The organism is Flammeovirga sp. EKP202 (assembly GCF_014534745.1).
Lineage (GTDB): Bacteria > Bacteroidota > Bacteroidia > Cytophagales > Flammeovirgaceae > Flammeovirga.
Map to the genome: position 1 here is coordinate 197,367 of NZ_JACVVP010000009.1, position 17,413 is coordinate 214,779.

At 34.9% G+C, this 17,413-nt stretch carries 13 protein-coding genes; 9 read left to right on the plus strand and 4 right to left on the minus strand.

All coding sequences use genetic code 11. The features are described from left to right. Window positions 1–11: 11 nt before the first annotated feature. Genes IC221_RS08060 through IC221_RS08070 form a run of 3 tightly spaced genes read right to left on the minus strand, consistent with a single transcriptional unit; the run spans window position 12 to window position 5,320 of the window. Window positions 12–1,898 carry a GAF domain-containing protein gene (locus IC221_RS08060; protein ID WP_188168467.1) on the minus strand — a complete coding sequence of 629 codons (1,887 nt, stop codon included), beginning with the start codon at window positions 1,896–1,898 and terminating at the stop codon, window positions 12–14. A gap of 38 nt (window positions 1,899–1,936) precedes the next feature. Then, window positions 1,937–2,926 carry a DUF4249 domain-containing protein gene (locus IC221_RS08065; protein ID WP_188168468.1) on the minus strand — a complete coding sequence of 330 codons (990 nt, stop codon included), beginning with the start codon at window positions 2,924–2,926 and terminating at the stop codon, window positions 1,937–1,939. A gap of 3 nt (window positions 2,927–2,929) precedes the next feature. After that, entirely contained in the window at window positions 2,930–5,320 is a 2,391-nt protein-coding gene (locus IC221_RS08070) for a TonB-dependent receptor (RefSeq protein WP_188168469.1), read from the minus strand. A gap of 157 nt (window positions 5,321–5,477) precedes the next feature. Here IC221_RS08070 and IC221_RS08075 point away from each other — a divergent pair, with 157 nt between their 5' ends. From IC221_RS08075 to IC221_RS08100, 6 genes are all read left to right on the plus strand, one after another. Next, window positions 5,478–7,037, plus strand: coding sequence for an FAD-dependent oxidoreductase (locus tag IC221_RS08075; protein ID WP_367397762.1), 1,560 nt, complete (start codon window positions 5,478–5,480; stop codon window positions 7,035–7,037). 156 nt (window positions 7,038–7,193) lie between these two features. After that, on the plus strand, window positions 7,194–8,126 hold the full coding sequence (locus tag IC221_RS08080; protein ID WP_188168470.1) for a T9SS type A sorting domain-containing protein: 933 nt from the start codon (window positions 7,194–7,196) through the stop codon (window positions 8,124–8,126). 83 nt (window positions 8,127–8,209) lie between these two features. Continuing rightward, the gene (locus tag IC221_RS08085; protein ID WP_188168471.1) at window positions 8,210–8,797 is read left to right on the plus strand and encodes an HAD family phosphatase; all 588 of its coding nucleotides are present in this window, start codon (window positions 8,210–8,212) and stop codon (window positions 8,795–8,797) included. A gap of 279 nt (window positions 8,798–9,076) precedes the next feature. After that, window positions 9,077–9,679, plus strand: a complete 603-nt coding sequence (locus tag IC221_RS08090; protein WP_188168472.1) for a hypothetical protein — start codon at window positions 9,077–9,079, stop codon at window positions 9,677–9,679. A 315-nt stretch (window positions 9,680–9,994) separates the two neighbouring features. Beyond that, the gene (gene eno, locus IC221_RS08095) at window positions 9,995–11,293 is read left to right on the plus strand and encodes a phosphopyruvate hydratase (protein ID WP_188168473.1); all 1,299 of its coding nucleotides are present in this window, start codon (window positions 9,995–9,997) and stop codon (window positions 11,291–11,293) included. Window positions 11,294–11,647: 354 nt separating this feature from the next. Continuing rightward, complete coding sequence (locus IC221_RS08100; RefSeq protein ID WP_188168474.1) at window positions 11,648–12,163, plus strand: hypothetical protein; 516 nt, start codon at window positions 11,648–11,650, stop codon at window positions 12,161–12,163. 154 nt (window positions 12,164–12,317) lie between these two features. On the opposite strand, the gene IC221_RS08105 is transcribed toward IC221_RS08100, so the two are convergent. Continuing rightward, the gene (locus tag IC221_RS08105) at window positions 12,318–14,345 is read right to left on the minus strand and encodes an alpha-amylase family glycosyl hydrolase (RefSeq protein WP_188168475.1); all 2,028 of its coding nucleotides are present in this window, start codon (window positions 14,343–14,345) and stop codon (window positions 12,318–12,320) included. A gap of 243 nt (window positions 14,346–14,588) precedes the next feature. On the opposite strand from IC221_RS08105, the gene rpe reads away from it, so the two are divergent. The 3 genes from rpe (at window position 14,589) to IC221_RS08120 (ending at window position 17,190) form a co-directional block, all read left to right on the plus strand. Next, window positions 14,589–15,236 (plus strand): ribulose-phosphate 3-epimerase, encoded by a 648-nt coding sequence (rpe, locus tag IC221_RS08110; RefSeq protein WP_044200620.1) that lies wholly within the window; start codon window positions 14,589–14,591, stop codon window positions 15,234–15,236. A gap of 69 nt (window positions 15,237–15,305) precedes the next feature. Further along, a complete protein-coding gene (locus tag IC221_RS08115) occupies window positions 15,306–16,580 on the plus strand; it encodes an aspartate kinase (protein WP_188168476.1) in 1,275 nt (424 codons plus the stop codon). 190 nt (window positions 16,581–16,770) lie between these two features. Continuing rightward, a complete protein-coding gene (locus IC221_RS08120) occupies window positions 16,771–17,190 on the plus strand; it encodes a hypothetical protein (RefSeq protein ID WP_188168477.1) in 420 nt (139 codons plus the stop codon). Window positions 17,191–17,413: the final 223 nt, after the last annotated feature.

Sequence of the window (17,413 nt, forward strand, 5' to 3'; positions counted from 1 at the left end):
TATAATAATAACTAAGAGTTCTTCTTTATTTGTTGGTGAAGACGACCAATTTCAAGTTCAAGCTCTACGATTTTCTTCTTCGCATTATTGAGTTCTTCCTTCGTGCTGATCATAAGGCTCAAACTTTCTTTCATTGTCTTCTCCTGTATAACTAATTGTTCGTTCTTTAGTTGTGCTTTATCTAATAAAATACGAAGTTCTTTTTCTTTTTTGTCTTGATCAGAAATGTCTTGAATGTAGGCAATTCTTCTTACGCCTTCATTATTCTTGATTTCAGTAATGAATATTAAAGCTGTAAACACATCGCCAGAAGAACGTTTAAGTTTCATTGTTCTTCTGTTATTTATGGCTCTGTCGTAGCTCTTACCTAGTAAATCTGATATATTTCTTCCATCAGATACAATGCCTATTTGAAAGATATGTGATGCGGCAGGGTTTAGTTTCAATATTTGTCCTTCTTCATCAAAAGCGATCATGGCATCCATTGCTCTCTCAAAGAATAAAAGACTTTCTTCTTCTTGTGCTTCAAGCTGTACTTGTTTGACCTCCATTTCTTTTTTGGTCTCTTCAAGTAATTTCATGTTTTCACTAAGTGTTTCCTCTTTTTCTTTCAGTTCTTGGTTGGTTTTCTGAGCGTCATCCAAAAGCTGATTCGTTCTGAGGGTTGATCGAATTGTGCGAATCGTAAGGGCAATAGAAGGTGCTATTTCTGTTAGTAATGCTTTTTCTTGAGGATTATACTCTCTCAATGATCCTAACTCAATTACGCCCACTACGTCATTTTTAATGGCTAATGGAACAAGGAAGATATTTTTTGGAATAGCTTCGCCTAAGCCTGATTGAATAGGAGTGTAGTCCGTAGGTATATCAGAGATAAGTGTTGGGGTGTTTTTTAGGAATACTTCACCCACTTGTCCTTCTCCTTTTTTATAAACATCGCCTACTTTTTTTCTTCTATGCTGACTGTAGCATGCCGTAATTTCAAGGCAATCTTTCTCTTCATTATAAAGGTAAAAAGCACCAATTGCTGATTGAGTGTATTCGGTGATTTCTCGAAGTGTCTTTGTTGAAAGCCTTTTGATATCTTTAACGGAAAGTAATAATTCACTAATAGAAGATAAACCAGAAGCAATCCATCCTTGATTCTCAACATCCTCTTTTTGAATCCTAACTTGGTTACGCATTGAAATCAATAAGTTTCCTAAGATGTCGTTTTCATGAATATTATAATCTTCGTATAGTTTTCCGTTTTCGATGTCTTGAGCAAGCTTTGTATTCTCATCAATATGCATTTGATCTTCAAGAAAAATGGCATATCGAGCATTTCTAAAACTTTGCTTTTTAAGTTGATTCGCAATAAAAATACATGCTAGATAGAAACTCAAGGCCACTAATGGGATAGAGACAATGCCTTTGAAAGACTTAGTAGTTAAACTTTCTTGATAAATCTGAGTGAGCCACATGTCCGAGCCAAGGAGTACTAATGAGACATACATTAGTACAGTCAGCATAAAATAGACCGTGAGTAAGTTTATATTTTGATAGAGCGATAAAAGTGCAAGAATCCCAAAAAAGGCAAACTGCCCATAAGGTGTTTGTGGAGACACCATGAGGTATTGTACCTGAAACAGGAAAAAGGTAAATGCTAAAATGTATCGCGTTGATGATGTATTTGTTGAGCCATATAAAAATATGAAGTAGACAAAAGTACTCACTGTTGCCAAAGCCAAGGCGAGTATCCAATTTCCCGATTCAAAAGACAATCCAATCGCTAAAATAAATGACCCAATAAGGGTGTATTGCATTGCTCTATCTAATCTTTTAAAGTTTTCATAATAATAACTTTCAACTCTCTCTCGGGTAGGTGTGAATTTATCTACTTCTTGCTCTATTGACATATCAAAAAATTTTAGACTAAATAACCTCCATTCATCCTTTAATCTTCATAAGGAGGTTTAGTAGTAATACGATGTCCTTTGTAAGATATTGCGGAACCACAAAAAATACCAATGACTAAGCCTTCACTTTGGTCGTTTGTGGCAATAATATTGGTAGGGACATTTGCTAATGGTCTAGCAAAAAGTCCTCCATTTGACATCTGAGTTCTTGATTGACTTAAAAAATCAAAAGCATTTTCAGTGATAGAGTGTATTTCACAATATACAGAATCACCAATCTGGTAAAGCGGTGCATTGTTCTCAATTTCTTCTTCACTTCTAGAAGGATTGATGCCACCACGAATAGGAGGAATAAAATAAGTGTCTTCTGTAAGAATATCGCCAAAATCACTTCTGCCAGGTGTGATGTCGAATGCAATGAGCAATTCATTACTTTTATTTAGGAAATCTCCATTCCTAAAAGTCTTGATCCAATAACAGTCATTTGGTCCGGCATAATCTTTTGCCCACAACTCTGCAGTGATTTTTTCATCTTCTTCTTTTTCTTCTCTTGATGTCTTAAAAATCAGAGAATCAATTGGAGGTACTCTTTCCAATGAAGTGTAAGCCTCAAAGGATAAATCCTGTTCTTGAAAATTAACATCGACTTCTAATTTGTAATAGTTGTCGTATCTGCCATCACCATCTCTATCGAAATCAGCGGGTCTTTGTCTTACAATCAGTGTGTCAGCTTCCGTTGGAGGCGTCCAAGTATAGTAGCCGTCACTTTCATAGGTAAATGTGATGGTTTTACTGTTGACCAAATCGATCACTCTTACATTTGCATTTTCAACTAATGGAGGAGTATTGGGGTCGAAATAACCATTTGTATTGATAAGTCTTATTCTTTGCTTTTCAAACTTATTGTTAATGAAGCCATCTACTACAATTTGAGTTTTTCCTTGCGGAAGGTCTATCGTTATGACGTCCTCACATCCAAAAAGTAAGAGTGAAAGTATAGTGAAGATATATAATTTATTATTTCTCATTGTTTACCATTTGAAGTTGAATGAAACAGAAGGGATGATATTTGCTAGTACAGAAAATTGAATCGCTTCATTTGCTGCCGGTTTTCCTTGTTCAGGTCTTTCATCTGAAGGTAAGAAATAAATTGAATAAGGATTTTTGCGAGCATAAGTATTGTAGACGCCAAAGATCCAGTAATGTTCCCATCTTCGATTAGGTTTTTTCTTTCCTTTTAGTGTGGCAGATATATCTAGCCTGTGGTAATAAGGAATTCTCTGATTATTTCTAACATCATCTACATTATGAGGGATTCCGTAGCCTTGTATTTGTAATTGATTGGTAGGGAAAGTAGTTGGAGTTCCACTAATCAAAGAAAAGTTAGCCGCAAAAGACCACCTGTCATTCAACTCATAAAAATTACTTAGCGTTAAGTTATGAGCTTGATCAAATCTTCTAGGGTAGTATTGACTTTGATTTATCCCTTCTGTGATTTGTTCAGACCTTGCGAGCGTGTAACTAAGCCACCCCGTATATTTTCCTTTTTTCTTTCTTAGATAAACTTCTAAACCATAAGCTCTACCGGTAGAATTCAATAAATCACCCTCTAAATACGGATTTAAGAGTAGGTCGGCACCGTTGATATAATCAATCAAATTACGCATGGGCTTGTAGTATACTTCTGTAGAAAACTCAAAAGTATTGTCTTTCATATTTCTAAAATACCCCAAGGCATATTGTTCTCCTCGTTGAGGGACAATATTGTTTGTACTTGGAGACCAAACATCAAGTGGTGATGCTGCAGAAGTATTTGAGATGAGGTGAATGTACTGAGCCATATGAGTGAAGCTTGCTTTAATAGAACTCTTCTCATTCAGTTGATATTTTATGGCAAGTCTTGGTTCAAGACTGAAGTAGGTTTTAACGGGTTCCCAATCACCATACACTCTTTCAGAATTTTCTACAGGATCTCTTCTCGTATTTGGAATAGCAGCCTCTTCGTATTCATAAGTAGTGACAGGACCTAAATAGGTAAATGAACTCCATCTTAAACCGTACTGTAACGTGATTTTGTCTGATAGTTTTTGGTCGTTTCCAATATAAAGTGCGTTTTCAAGTGCAAACTGATTTTGTAACTCAAAAGGAGGAAGTTCTTGACCTCCACTCATAGCGGAAGTAGTACCAGGAGAAAAATCATAATAAATTGATTGTGCACCCATAGTAATGGTATTGTTTTTTCCTAAATACCACGTGAATTCGGGTTTGATAGAATAGGTTTTTATTTGAGATTTCCAATCGAAAGCATCTGTTGCATTTTGTCTGAAATTGAGATTATAATCATAATTTGATAGGTAGGCCACAGTGTTAAGTACTAGCTTATCATTGAATAAATGATTCCATCTGAAAGTACTTGTTATATTTCCCCAACCTGAGTCAAAAGATTCAGCATCTCCGAAGTTATCTCTTCCCCAATAGGCCGAAAGGTAAATTTTATTTTTTTCACTTAAGTCATAATTCACCTTAGCAGTAAGGTCCCAGAAATTGAACTTAGAGCTTCTTAGATCTTCTTCTAGGAACGGTTTTGCTAAAATATCGATATAAGATCTTCTACCTGCCACTAAAATAGACATCTTATCTTTTATGATCGGAGCTTCCACACTCAAACGACTAAAAATTACACCAACTCCGCCATTTATACTTAGCTTTTCAGGACTACTATCTTTCATTCTAACATCCAGAATCGAAGATATACGACCTCCATATTGAGCAGGGATACCACCTTTAATAAGTTTTACATCTTTTACTGCATCAGGATTGAAAACAGAGAAAAAGCCAAACAGGTGAGAAGAGTTAAAAACAGGAGCTTCATCTAATAAAACTAGATTTTGTCCAATTCCACCACCTCTGACATTAAAACCAGTAGCGCCTTCTCCAACAGAACTTACCCCCGGTAATAATTGAATGGATTTAATAACATCAACTTCACCAAGAAGAGCCGGGATTTTGAGCATTGTCTCAATGTCCATTTTTTGTGTACTCATTTGCACATCAGTGACATTCGCATCTTCTCTCTCTCCAGTAATTAAAACCTCGTCTAGCTCAGTCTTTGTACCAGTTAATTCGATGTTTAATTTTTTGTTTTCATTGAGTTTTATCTTTTTTGAAAAGCTATTATAACCAACATACGTTGATTTAACGGTATACTCTCCTTCGGGAAGTGTCAATGAAAAAAAGCCATAATCATTCGTGACAACACCTGATTTTAATTCAGCAGTGTAAACGGTCGCACCAATAAGAGATTCGCCAGTTGCTCCATCTTTGATATAACCACTTAAGGTGTAATTTTTTGATTGTCCATATAAAAAAGTGGTGCAGAGCAGACTGAAGAGAATAAAAGTAATTTGCCTAAATTTTGACATGTAGTTTACTGTAAGAGTGGATAAGTTAATGTAATATTACAATTACTAATTAAGGGTTAATTTGTTTAATAAAAATATAAAAATAAATCAAAAAAGAAGAGAATCTTATTAAATTACTTTTACAAAAGACTATAAAAATACACTTTAATACTAAGATATGATGAACAGGGATAAGATGCTTAGTGAGCTTAAAGCACTCGAAGAATATGATGTAATTGTGATCGGAGGAGGAGCTTCTGGCTTAGGTACAGCGCTAGATAGTTGTCTACGAGGCTATAAGACATTATTACTCGAACAACATGACTTTGCAAAAGGGACATCTAGTAGAAGTACAAAACTAGCACATGGAGGAGTAAGATACCTTAAACAAGGTGATGTTGCGATGGTCAGAGAAGCACTTAGAGAAAGAGGTTTAATGAAAGAAAATGCTCCTCACTTAGTTCACGATCAAAAGTTTATTGTACCAGTTTATGATTGGTGGGACGCTCCTTTGTATACAACCGGACTCAAAGTATATGATGTTATGTCTGGCAAATTAGGGTTAGGTCCATCAGAAATGATCTCAAAAGAAAGAACTATTGAACATATACCCAACCTTAATCAAGAAGGGCTCCTTGGAGGAGTGAGGTATTATGATGGACAGTTTGATGATGCACGATATGCCATGACATTAGCATTGACCATTAGTGATTATGGTGGGACGATTCTAAACCATGTGAAGGTAACGGGATTAATCAAAGATGATGACGAGAAAGTAAGTGGAGTACATGTCAAAGACATGCTTACAGAAGAAGCTTTTGAGGTCAAGGGAAAGATAATTGTCAATGCAACAGGTGTTTTTGTTGATAAAATCCTAAAAATGGACAATGAAGAACACAAAAGAATGGTGAGTCCAAGCCAAGGTGTTCATGTCATCTTAGATAAAGAGTTTTTACAGGGAGCATCATCAATCATGGTTCCTCGAACGAGTGATGGTAGAGTCCTGTTTGCAGTGCCGTGGTATGATAAAATAGTGGTTGGAACAACAGATACCCCATTGAAAAAAGTATCTCATGAGCCAAGAGCCTTGGAAGATGAAATAGATTTTATCCTTAAAACTGCAGCAAAATACCTCAACAAAACACCCACTAGAGCTGACGTGAAAAGTGTTTATGCTGGTTTGCGTCCTTTGGTTAAAAAGCAAAAAGCTGAAACTAAAAATATTTCAAGATCACATAAAATTGTGGTGAGTGATTCTAATCTAATTACCATAGTTGGTGGTAAATGGACAACCTATAGACAAATGGCTGAAGATGCTGTTGATACGATTGAAAGAGTAGGAAAATGGCCCGCTGTAAAATGTATCACAAAAGAAGTATTACTCCATGGCTATAAAAAAGGTTTGGACCGTTCAGATGTGAGGAGTGTTTATGGAAATGACCTTCAGAAGATCGATCAATTGACAGAAAATGTCCCTTCACTTAAAAAGAAATTACACAAAGACCTTCCTTATACTTTTGCGGATATTTACTGGGGTACTGAATTTGAAATGGCAATGACATTAGAAGATGTTTTAGCTAGAAGAACACGTTGTTTACTTTTAAATGCTAAAGCAAGTATAAAAGTGGCTCCAAAAGTTGCAAAGCTTATGTCAGGAATATTAGGCAAAGATGAGGAGTGGGAAAATGAACAGGTGAAAAAATATAAGAAGTTAGCCAAGGGTTACTTATTAACCTAATGTCAATATAAGCTGATCCTTTTTAGGAAATTTGTGGTGCTTTTAAGTAAACGAAGAAGAGGCAAGTTAGTTAGATAGTATACAATTGAACAATGAGTGTGTTTGGCACTTATTACATCCATTACAATGTATATTAATCTACTAACTTGTTTTACTATGAGGTGTTTCAATCTTTTTCTACTTCCATTAATGTTTCTAGTTTCGTGTGTAAACCTAGAGGAAGTACCTGTTGGTGTTAAACCTAATTTTGGGACAACTGAAATTGATATTAAAAATGATACAACAATTACTTCAGCCAATTTATTTTGGTCTACAATTACCATTCATGAAGACGTGAGGGTTGATGTCGTTACGGCACAACTGACGTCATCTAAATTTTTGATGAAGGAAGGGTCGTCAATAATGATTCATGGTAGTGCTCATATCACAGATGTTGATTTTATTGCTGAAGGTAAAAATGCAATATGTGGGAAAGAAGGCGTAAGATTAGATGTGGATGGTGTACAGTATATCATGCCGGAAGGAGGTTCATGTTTTGATACAGGAGATGATCTTCCTGTAGAACTCCTTTATTTTAAGACAACTTTAAAGGATAATGAAGTTTTGATTGAGTGGTCCACTGCGACTGAGATCAATAACGAAAAGTTTATTGTAGAAAGAAGTGTCGATAAAAAGAATTGGGTGGGAATTGCCACAATTGAGGGTGCTGGTAACTCAAGTGTACCTTTAAAATACGATCATTTGGATCAGCAAGTCCCAAATGCAAGTATTATCTATTACAGACTAAAACAAATGGATTTTGACGGGGCCACAACAATTTATGGACCTAGTGCTATTTCAAATGCTGATGTTGTACCTGAATTGACGGTCTATCCTAATCCAATTCGCTATGGTGAAAAATTAAATGTACTGTCTAATACCAATGGATTTGATGTCAACCTATTTGATTCGACAGGTCGGTTATATGGACAATTTTCAACAGATAATAATTATTTGGAGATCCCAATGATTTATGGAGTTGGTCTTCTTTTAGTTGAAGTGAAGACATTTTCGGGCAACACAAGGACAGAGAAAGTCATAGTTAACTAAGCGAGTTTAAATAACTGATAGTGTTTTCGTGAAAAGATATTCCCTTTTTTCTTTAGTTTTGCTAAAATTTAAATCAAAATACAATGAGCAAAACAATCAAGATTCCTCAAGGCATCCAAGGTCTAATATTCGATATGGATGGTACTTTGGCTGATACAATGCCTACACATTATTTAGCATGGAAAAAGACATTAGCATCGGTAGGGTATGATTTTACTGAAGAAGAATTTTATAGTTTGGCAGGGATGTCAACGGAAAGAATCCTTGAGAAAATTGGAAAAGAGCACGATATTGAAATGGATGTGCCCAAGCTTGCAGACTTGAAAGAAAAAGAGTATCTCCAATTAATTGATGATGTAAAGCCAATTGAACCTGTTTTCAAAATAGCAGAAGAAAACTACGGGAAAATGCCAATGGCAATTGGTACTGGAAATATTGATGAATTAATAGAACATACATTGACATCGCTAGGGGTTTACCATTGGTTTGATGTAAAAGTTGGAGCTGATCAGGTAGAAAACCCTAAACCTGATCCAGAGACATTTTTACAATGTGCGATTCGAATGGGAGTAGAACCTCGTTTTTGCTTAGTGTTTGAAGATGGAGACCCTGGGATTCAAGCTGCCAAAGCAGCAGGCATGAAAGTCATTGACGTTAGGGAGTATTTATAAGAATACAAAACCATAGCAGTAAATTAAGAAACGTTTTTTGATATATGTTTTTCGTCTGAAAATTATCACTTTCTAAGCGAATCTAGGAAGTATACATTTTCATATGGAAAAAATGAAATATCAGTAACCTACCTGGTTACTGATATTTTTTTATTAAAGCGTTTTACTCTATCTCTCAGTTTTATTTTTGAGATCTTGTTAATTTACAATAAGTTTGTCTTAAATTTTTTGATGGAAGTATAAAAAATACTCCTCTCTTTTAATCTTACTTGTTGTATCATGAGCAAACTATTAGCAACACTTTTATTAAGTGTTTTGGTGACTTCTTATTCATTTTCTCAAGAACCTATTTTCAAAAACGGGTTTGACTTAGAGTTTAATATCGCGATAACAGGGGATGGCTACTCATTACAACGCGATTATGTAGGTAAAGATAACGGTACAATTACTATTGGTTTTCAATTGGGTAATCATTGGTATGTTTATAGAAATAATAAATTAGGTATCGCAATTGATGTGAATTGGTTGGATTTCGCGTATGGAAGAAAATCAAAAGAAACATCAAATTTAAATTTTATCGAGGTAGCTCTTGTTGAAGTGGGGCCTTTAGCGACATATGCTTTGACAAATGATATAGCCATTGAAGGGTACTGGAATATCCGACTAACTTTTTTGAGCACTTTTAAAAGTGATGATTGGGATATTGATGCTTTGACTGATACTGCAAATGGAATTACAAACGCAATTGGGCTAGGGGTTAAACTTAAAAAGTACTACGTTGGATTAGAAAGTACTTTTGGATCAGTAAAGGATAGAAGAAGAGCTATTAGTCGAAAGTTAATGTTGACTCAGTTTCGTTTTATAGGAGGATTTAAGTTTTAATTTACTATAAATTCATATACACGAATATCCTTGGTCTAAAATGCGTGTTTTTAGGTCAAGACTTGTATAATAGGTTGAAAATTAAGGTGTTAAAAGTACACTTGAATAAAAAAATTAATAATTTTTTGTTAATATTCCACTATTTAATTTAACTCTTTTGTTAGTAACACCTTCAAAAACAAAGGATTATTTGATGATCTAATTGAAACATATTGATGTCTTTTTAGTAGACTGACAATAGTCATGTTTTAAACCGTTTCCATTGCCTAGTATTGTATCGTTTTAAAAATCAATAATAAAAAAAAATACGAAGACATGAGTTTAATCGTAGACGTTCACGCAAGACAAATTCTTGATTCAAGAGGTAATCCTACTGTAGAAGTTGACGTAACAACTGAAACTGGTACTATTGGCCGTGCTGCTGTTCCTTCAGGAGCATCAACTGGTGAGTACGAAGCAGTTGAATTACGTGACGGTGGTAAAGATTATCTTGGAAAAGGAGTTTTAAAAGCTGTTGAAAACGTTAATGAAATTATTGCTGAAGAATTAATCGGTGCGTCTGTATTTGAGCAAAACGCTATCGACCAAGCAATGATCGCTTTAGACGGTACTCCAAATAAAGCAAAATTAGGTGCTAACGCTATCTTGGGTGTTTCTCTTGCAGTAGCTCACGCAGCAGCAGCTGAGTTAGGTCTTCCTTTATATAGATATGTAGGTGGTGTTTCTGCAAACACAATGCCTGTTCCAATGATGAACATCATCAACGGTGGTTCTCACTCAGATGCTCCTATCGCATTCCAAGAGTTCATGATCCAACCTGTATCTGCAACTAACTTTACTGATGCTATCCGTATCGGTTGTGAAGTATTCCATGCATTAAAGAAAGTTATCCATGACCGTGGTCTTTCTACTGCAGTAGGTGACGAAGGTGGTTTCGCTCCAGCTTTCGATTCAACTGAGGATGCTTTAGATTCAGTAAAATTAGCAGTTGCAAACGCTGGTTACGAGTTCGGTAAAGACATCACTATCGCTTTAGACTGTGCTGCTTCTGAGTTCTTCGTAGACGGTAAGTACAACTATGAGAAGTTTGGTGACATGAAAGGAGGTATCAAAACTTCTGAAGAGCAAGCTCAATACTTAGCTGAATTAGCTGAGAAATACTGTATCACTTCTATCGAAGACGGTATGGATGAAAACGATTGGGATGGTTTCAAGAAATTGACTGACCTTTGTGGTGATAAAGTACAATTAGTAGGTGACGATTTATTCGTGACTAACGTTGAGAAATTAGAGCGTGGTATCAACGAAGGTATTGCTAACTCTATCCTTATCAAAGTAAACCAAATCGGTTCATTAACTGAAACAATTGCTGCAGTTGAAATGGCTCACAGAGCTGGTTATACTTCAGTAATGTCACACCGTTCTGGTGAGACTGAGGACAACACTATTGCTGACTTAGCAGTAGCATTGAACTGTGGTCAAATCAAGACTGGTTCTGCATCTCGTTCAGACCGTATGGCTAAGTACAACCAATTACTTCGTATCGAAGAAAAATTAGGTTCTACTGCTAAATACTTAGGTTTGAAAGCATTCAAGCAAGATTTCAACTTCTAATTAGAAGTTAACCATATTTTCGCACTGTAACTAGGTTGCAGTCGGGTTGGAGGCTATCCTTTTGGGTAGCCTCTTTTTTTGATCTATTCGGAATGACGGTCTTTAAATTTAATACTAGTATTGCTCGTTGGTGGTAGCGTAGTCCTGCTACGCTAAATTCTTAAAATAGGATAACTTTTTTTTACATCATAGTTTGAAGCGTTTTGAGTAATTAGACCAATTTTCTTTAATCTCATCTTCCGTCAAGGTTGACATCAGGAGAAAATCAAAAATTAATGTTACTTCATAGAAATTTTAAAACTAAAAAAATGGCAGACTATAAATATTTTTTGTGTATTAATGTGTATTCTGAGTGTGGATGTTTTTAGCCAAAAACATATAAAAAGAGATAGAGAGTTAGTAAATATTTTTGAAAAACATTTTAATATTAATCAGCCAAAAGATTATGGAGGAATTATTTTAGATCATAATAATGGTGTTAATTTAGTTGATGAAAAAAATATCAATTGTATTTCTTTATTAAAAGAAATTAATAAAAAAACATTTAATGAAATATGGGTCTTTGGAAGGGGGTATGACTTTATTACTAATGATAGTATTTACGTTCTAAATATTAATACAAAAGGAGATTACCTTAAAATGTTAGATAAATTAAGTGAGCAAGATGACTTAATTAAATTCTATCACAAAAGGGTAATAACTAATGGTTACTCTACAGATGATTTTATTATCTATAACTTTTATAAAAAAAATGAGTTGTTTGATGATAAAAGACTAACTCTTAACTATAAAAAAATAATAGCAATACATTTTATTTCAATTATTTGTGAATCTTATTCTAATGAGGAATACAAGGAGATATTGAAATAAAATAACAAATTCGAACTTTGCTAAACCCAATTGAGAATTTACATATTAAATAAGTATTCAATTTGAAGAATTAAATATTATTATAATAAAAAGGCTGATTTATACCGTAACAGTACAAATCAGCCTTAAATTATATTGCAATATATAGATTATATTAATCTACTTTTTTGAAAACCACTGCAGATCTATTCACATTATAAATAGAAATGTGTTTGTTTTCATCCGTAAAGAACTTACTAGAGGTGTCTACACGACCGTGTCCTCCAAATTGTTCGTCATCAGAACATAAAACAATTTCATAAGAACCTTCATCACCTACATAGAATTTGTAATCAGGAAGTGAGTTAGTAGGAGAGAAGTTGAAAACAAAAACAAGATCACCTTTCTTAAAGCATATTGTTTTATTTTCTGTATCCATATTCAATAAGTTCACTGGAGTGTTCTCTTCTAATAAGTTGTGATCTCTTACTAAGTGAACCATTGCACCATCAAAATTATTTAGCTTTTGGTAGCGTAAGAATCCATTTTCTACCAATGACCACTGACGTCTTGCATATTGGTAACTCCAACCGTTTCCTTCTCTTGGGAAATCAATCCATTCAGGATGACCAAATTCATTACCCATAAAGTTAAGATAACCATCGCCCCCAAGAACACAAGTTAAGAAGCGAATAATTTTATGAAGGGCAACACCTCTGTCAACGACAAGGCTACCACTTGCATTGTCCATGCTTGTATACATTTCTGCATCCATTAACCACATGGCAATCGTTTTATCACCTACCAATGCTTGGTCATGAGACTCTGCATAAGCAATCGCTTTCTCGTTGGCTCTTCTGTTCAGCATTACGCTCCAAAGATCCCAAACGTTCCAGTCTTCATCTTTCTGTTCTTCAAGAAGTTTTACCCAGAAGTCTGGAATACCCATGCTCAAACGGTAATCAAAGCCTACACCGCCTTCCTCAGACGCTCTACTTAAGCCTGGCATACCTGATACATCTTCCGCAATAGAAATAACGTCAGATTTGATCTCATGAGCTACTTCGTTGGCTAATTGTAAATAGCGTACTGCATCTACATCTACACCCATATTGAAGTAGTCATCATAACTGCCAAAGCCAGCATGGCCATGGTGATGATACATCATAGAAGTAACACCATCAAAACGGAAGCCGTCAAAATGGAACTCTTCTAACCAATATCTAACATTTGAAGCAAGGAATTGAATTACTTCCCATTTATTGTAATCAAATAACTTTGAATCCCAATCAGGATGATCACCTTTACCACCTGTATGGAAGTATTGGTAAACTGTTCCATCAAACTCATTGATCCCTTCGTTGTGGTTTTTTACAGCATGAGAATGCACAATGTCCATGATTACAGCAATACCCATAGAGTGTGCCGTTTTAATCAATTGTTTCAATTCTTCAGGTGTACCAAACTTTGAAGTTGCAGCGTAGAAATTACTAACGTGATAACCAAAAGACCCATAATAAGGGTGCTCTTGCACAGCCATCAATTGAATACAGTTGTATCCTAAATCTCTAACTCTTGGAAGTACATTTTCAGTAAACTCAACATAAGAACCCATTTTTTCTTCTTCTTGGGACATTCCTACGTGAGCCTCGTATATAATTGGGTTTTTGATTGATGCTGTTTCAAAATTGTCATCAGACCAATCAAAATTCGTTTCCTCACTAAACCATAATTGCCCTTTGAAGTTTGGAGAATTTGGTTCTTGTACCACTCTTGTAATGTAAGCAGGAATTCTATCATGATCACCGATCTGAGATAAAACTCTTACTTTGATAAAACTTCCGTGTACAAACGTGTCTTTGTATTCATCTTTTGGAAGGAAAATCTCCCAAACACCATCCCAATGTAGTGATCCTTCAATTTTTCTTAAAGGATGACTATCTCTATTCCAGTTGTTAAAGTCACCAGTTAGATATAAAGCATGTGCAGCAGGTGCCCACTCTCTATACCACCAACCGTTGTTTGTTGCGTCAAAGTTAAAGCCAAGGAACTTATGAGCACCAGCGAATTCATATATACTACCATATTTATCATTCAGGTCATTTTTAAGTTGCTCGAAGCTGTTTATTCTAGCATTAATCTCTTCAGTTTGCGGTTCCAACCATGGGTCGTCCTTAACTAGTTTTGGTAATTTTGTACTCATTATTTTTTAGATGTGATAAACAAATAACACGAACGAAAGTACTAACATAGTCAATGTTTCGGACTTCTCAATTTAAGTGTATAAATTACGTACTGAAAATAAGTTGTAAAATACTGTTTATCAATGTATTTCTTTGTTTTTCTGTATTGATTAACAATTCAAAAAACGAAAAATATTTTATTTTACAATAAAGAAATACTAAATCTTTTTTGTTCCACGAGCGAAGTTTATTTGTTTTGCGCTATGAAAACACTAATTGCACCTTCAGTATTGGCAGCAGACTTTGCAAATTTGCAGAGAGATGCTGAAATGCTTAATGAAAGCCAAGCGGATTGGTTTCACATTGACATTATGGATGGAATGTTTGTTCCTAACATTTCTTTTGGATTGCCAGTATGTGCAGCCATTAGCAAGCATGCTAAGAAGCCTATGGATGTTCACTTAATGATTGAACAACCTGATCGTTACCTTGAGGATTTTAAGAAAGCAGGTGCTGATATGATTTCAGTTCATGCAGAAGCTTGTCCTCATTTACACCGTACAATTCAAAAAATCAAAGAGTTAGGGTTGAAGGCTGGAGTAGCACTTAATCCTCATACTTCTATTGACTGCTTGAGATATTTATTGCATGAAATTGATTATGTATGTATCATGTCAGTTAACCCTGGTTTTGGAGGTCAAAAATTCATTCCAACAACTTACCAAAAAGTAAGAGATTTGAAGGATATGATCGATGAAGCTGGAGCAGAGGTTTTAATTCAGATTGACGGAGGTGTTGATGCTTCAAATGCAGCGAAGTTGAAAGAGGCAGGTGCTACAGTTTTAGTAGCAGGAAGCTATGTTTTTGGGGCTGAAGATCCAAAAGCAGCCATCGAGAAAATAAAACTTTAATATTAGGAAAGAGGTAAGAATTGATCTACTCGATTCTTACCCATACCTCTTTCCTCTTACCTCAAACAAATGCGTGTATTTAAGTTTGGAGGAGCCTCCGTTAAAAGCGCTGATGCTGTAAGGAATGTCCAAAAAATCATTGGGCAATATTCTGAACAGAAGAATCTAGTGGTGGTCGTCTCTGCCATGGGTAAAACCACAAACCTAATTGAAAAGATAGTTCTGGATGTCATCAAAGGTGAGCCTTTTGAGCATCATATAGATGAATTGAAAAATTTTCACCTGACTATTGCAAAAGAACTGTTTCAAAACCCTCAAGCAAGTATTTTTCAGCAAATTGAAAAACTAATTATTGATCTAGAAGGGAAGCTGAACCTTCGCTATTTTTCCGAAGAGGAATTGTATGATCAAACCGTTTGTTACGGGGAGTTGTTATCGACTCACATCGTGTCAGCTTATCTTAATCAGGAGAAAATACCTACTCAATTTCTGGATGCAAGAATCTACATTCAAACGGATGATAATTGGAGAGAAGGAAACGTAGATTGGATTTGGACAGAACGGATGATGAAGGCTGATGTGCCAAAACTAATTGAAGACAACGTAGTGGTGACACAAGGTTTTATTGGCGGAACTATTAATAATAAGACAACGACACTAGGAAGAGAAGGGTCTGACTTTACGGCAGCAATTTTTGCTTACTGTTTGAATGCTGAAAATGTTTGTATTTGGAAAGATGTACCAGGTATCATGAGCAGCGATCCAAGAAGAGTAGAGGATGTAACACTTTTTTATGAATTACCTTACAAGTATGCTGCTGAGTTAACTTATTACGGAGCATCGGTAATTCACCCTAAAACAATTCGTCCTCTGGCACTAAAAAATATACCTTTACACGTCAACAGCTTCTTAAATCCTGAAGCAAAAGGAACAGTGATCGGTGATTTTGAAACTTCACCTTCTTTACCTTCCATTATTTTCAAATCAAATCAAATGCTCATCCGATTTGAGGAAAAGGATTTCTTGAATGTAAGTAAAGGAGATTTAGGGTTGGTATTCAGTGAGTTTTCAAAAATGAATATGAAGGTAAATCTCATTAAAAATAGTGCATTGTCATTGTCGATATGCACGAATAATGAGCCAAAGAAAATACAAAAGCTGGAAGAATTATTTCAAGATAAATTTAATATTGAGATCATAGGCCAAATGGAATTGGTGACGGTTAAAAACTATAAGGAAGACATTATTCAGCAACTTGGAATAGATCTATCAAAAGTATATATGAGACAAATCTCTTTTGATACATTACAGATTGTTTTGAAGAAGGAAGATTTAGAGTTGTAGATTAAATTTTCATTTCAAATTATGAATAATAATAGGCTTTTAAAAACTATTTGAAAAAGAGTTTTTTATCACAAATATTACTTTGTATTAACAAAAACTATTGCCTATTTTTAATTCATAGACGAAATAATTCTTTTATCTTTAACGTCGAATAAGTAATATATTTACATTTTTATATTTAATCAGATACATGGATACAACTGCAATTGATAAAGCACTAATTGAAATTATTGAGAAGCGTAATCAGTTAAACGCATTATCTTACGAAGATGAGTCTTATGATGATATTGAGGATGAACTTCATGATTTAGAGGATGACTTTATTGACGAGCATGGGGAGACATTAGAAGACATTATTGGTGACGTCCATGAGGATTTTTCAGTAGACACTGATGTATTATCTCCATTAAGCTATATTGCTCAGAGTTACACAAAAACAGGAGAGAATGAAGTGGGAGCACAATTTGATTGTGACCACGGTCAAGGTGTACCAGTAGAGGTTGACGACCTTGAAAGAAAGCCAACGAAATTGGTAATCATTCCTAACCCATTGAGAATCATTCTTAATATCGATAGTAGAAATAGAAAAATTGTTTGGCAGAACAGCTAGACTTTTTCACAATATTAAAAGATCCCATAGGTTGACCGTTAACCTATGGGATCTTTTTTTTATGATGAAATTTTGGACAAAAAAAACACCTCAACGAAATGTTAAAGGTGCTATAGATGTGATTGAGTATTTTTTTGAATTACTAGCTGAGCTTTCGCTCTTTTAAAATTTTGATTTTTCATTATTTGATTTAAAGTCGATCTTTATTCTATGAAAAGATTTG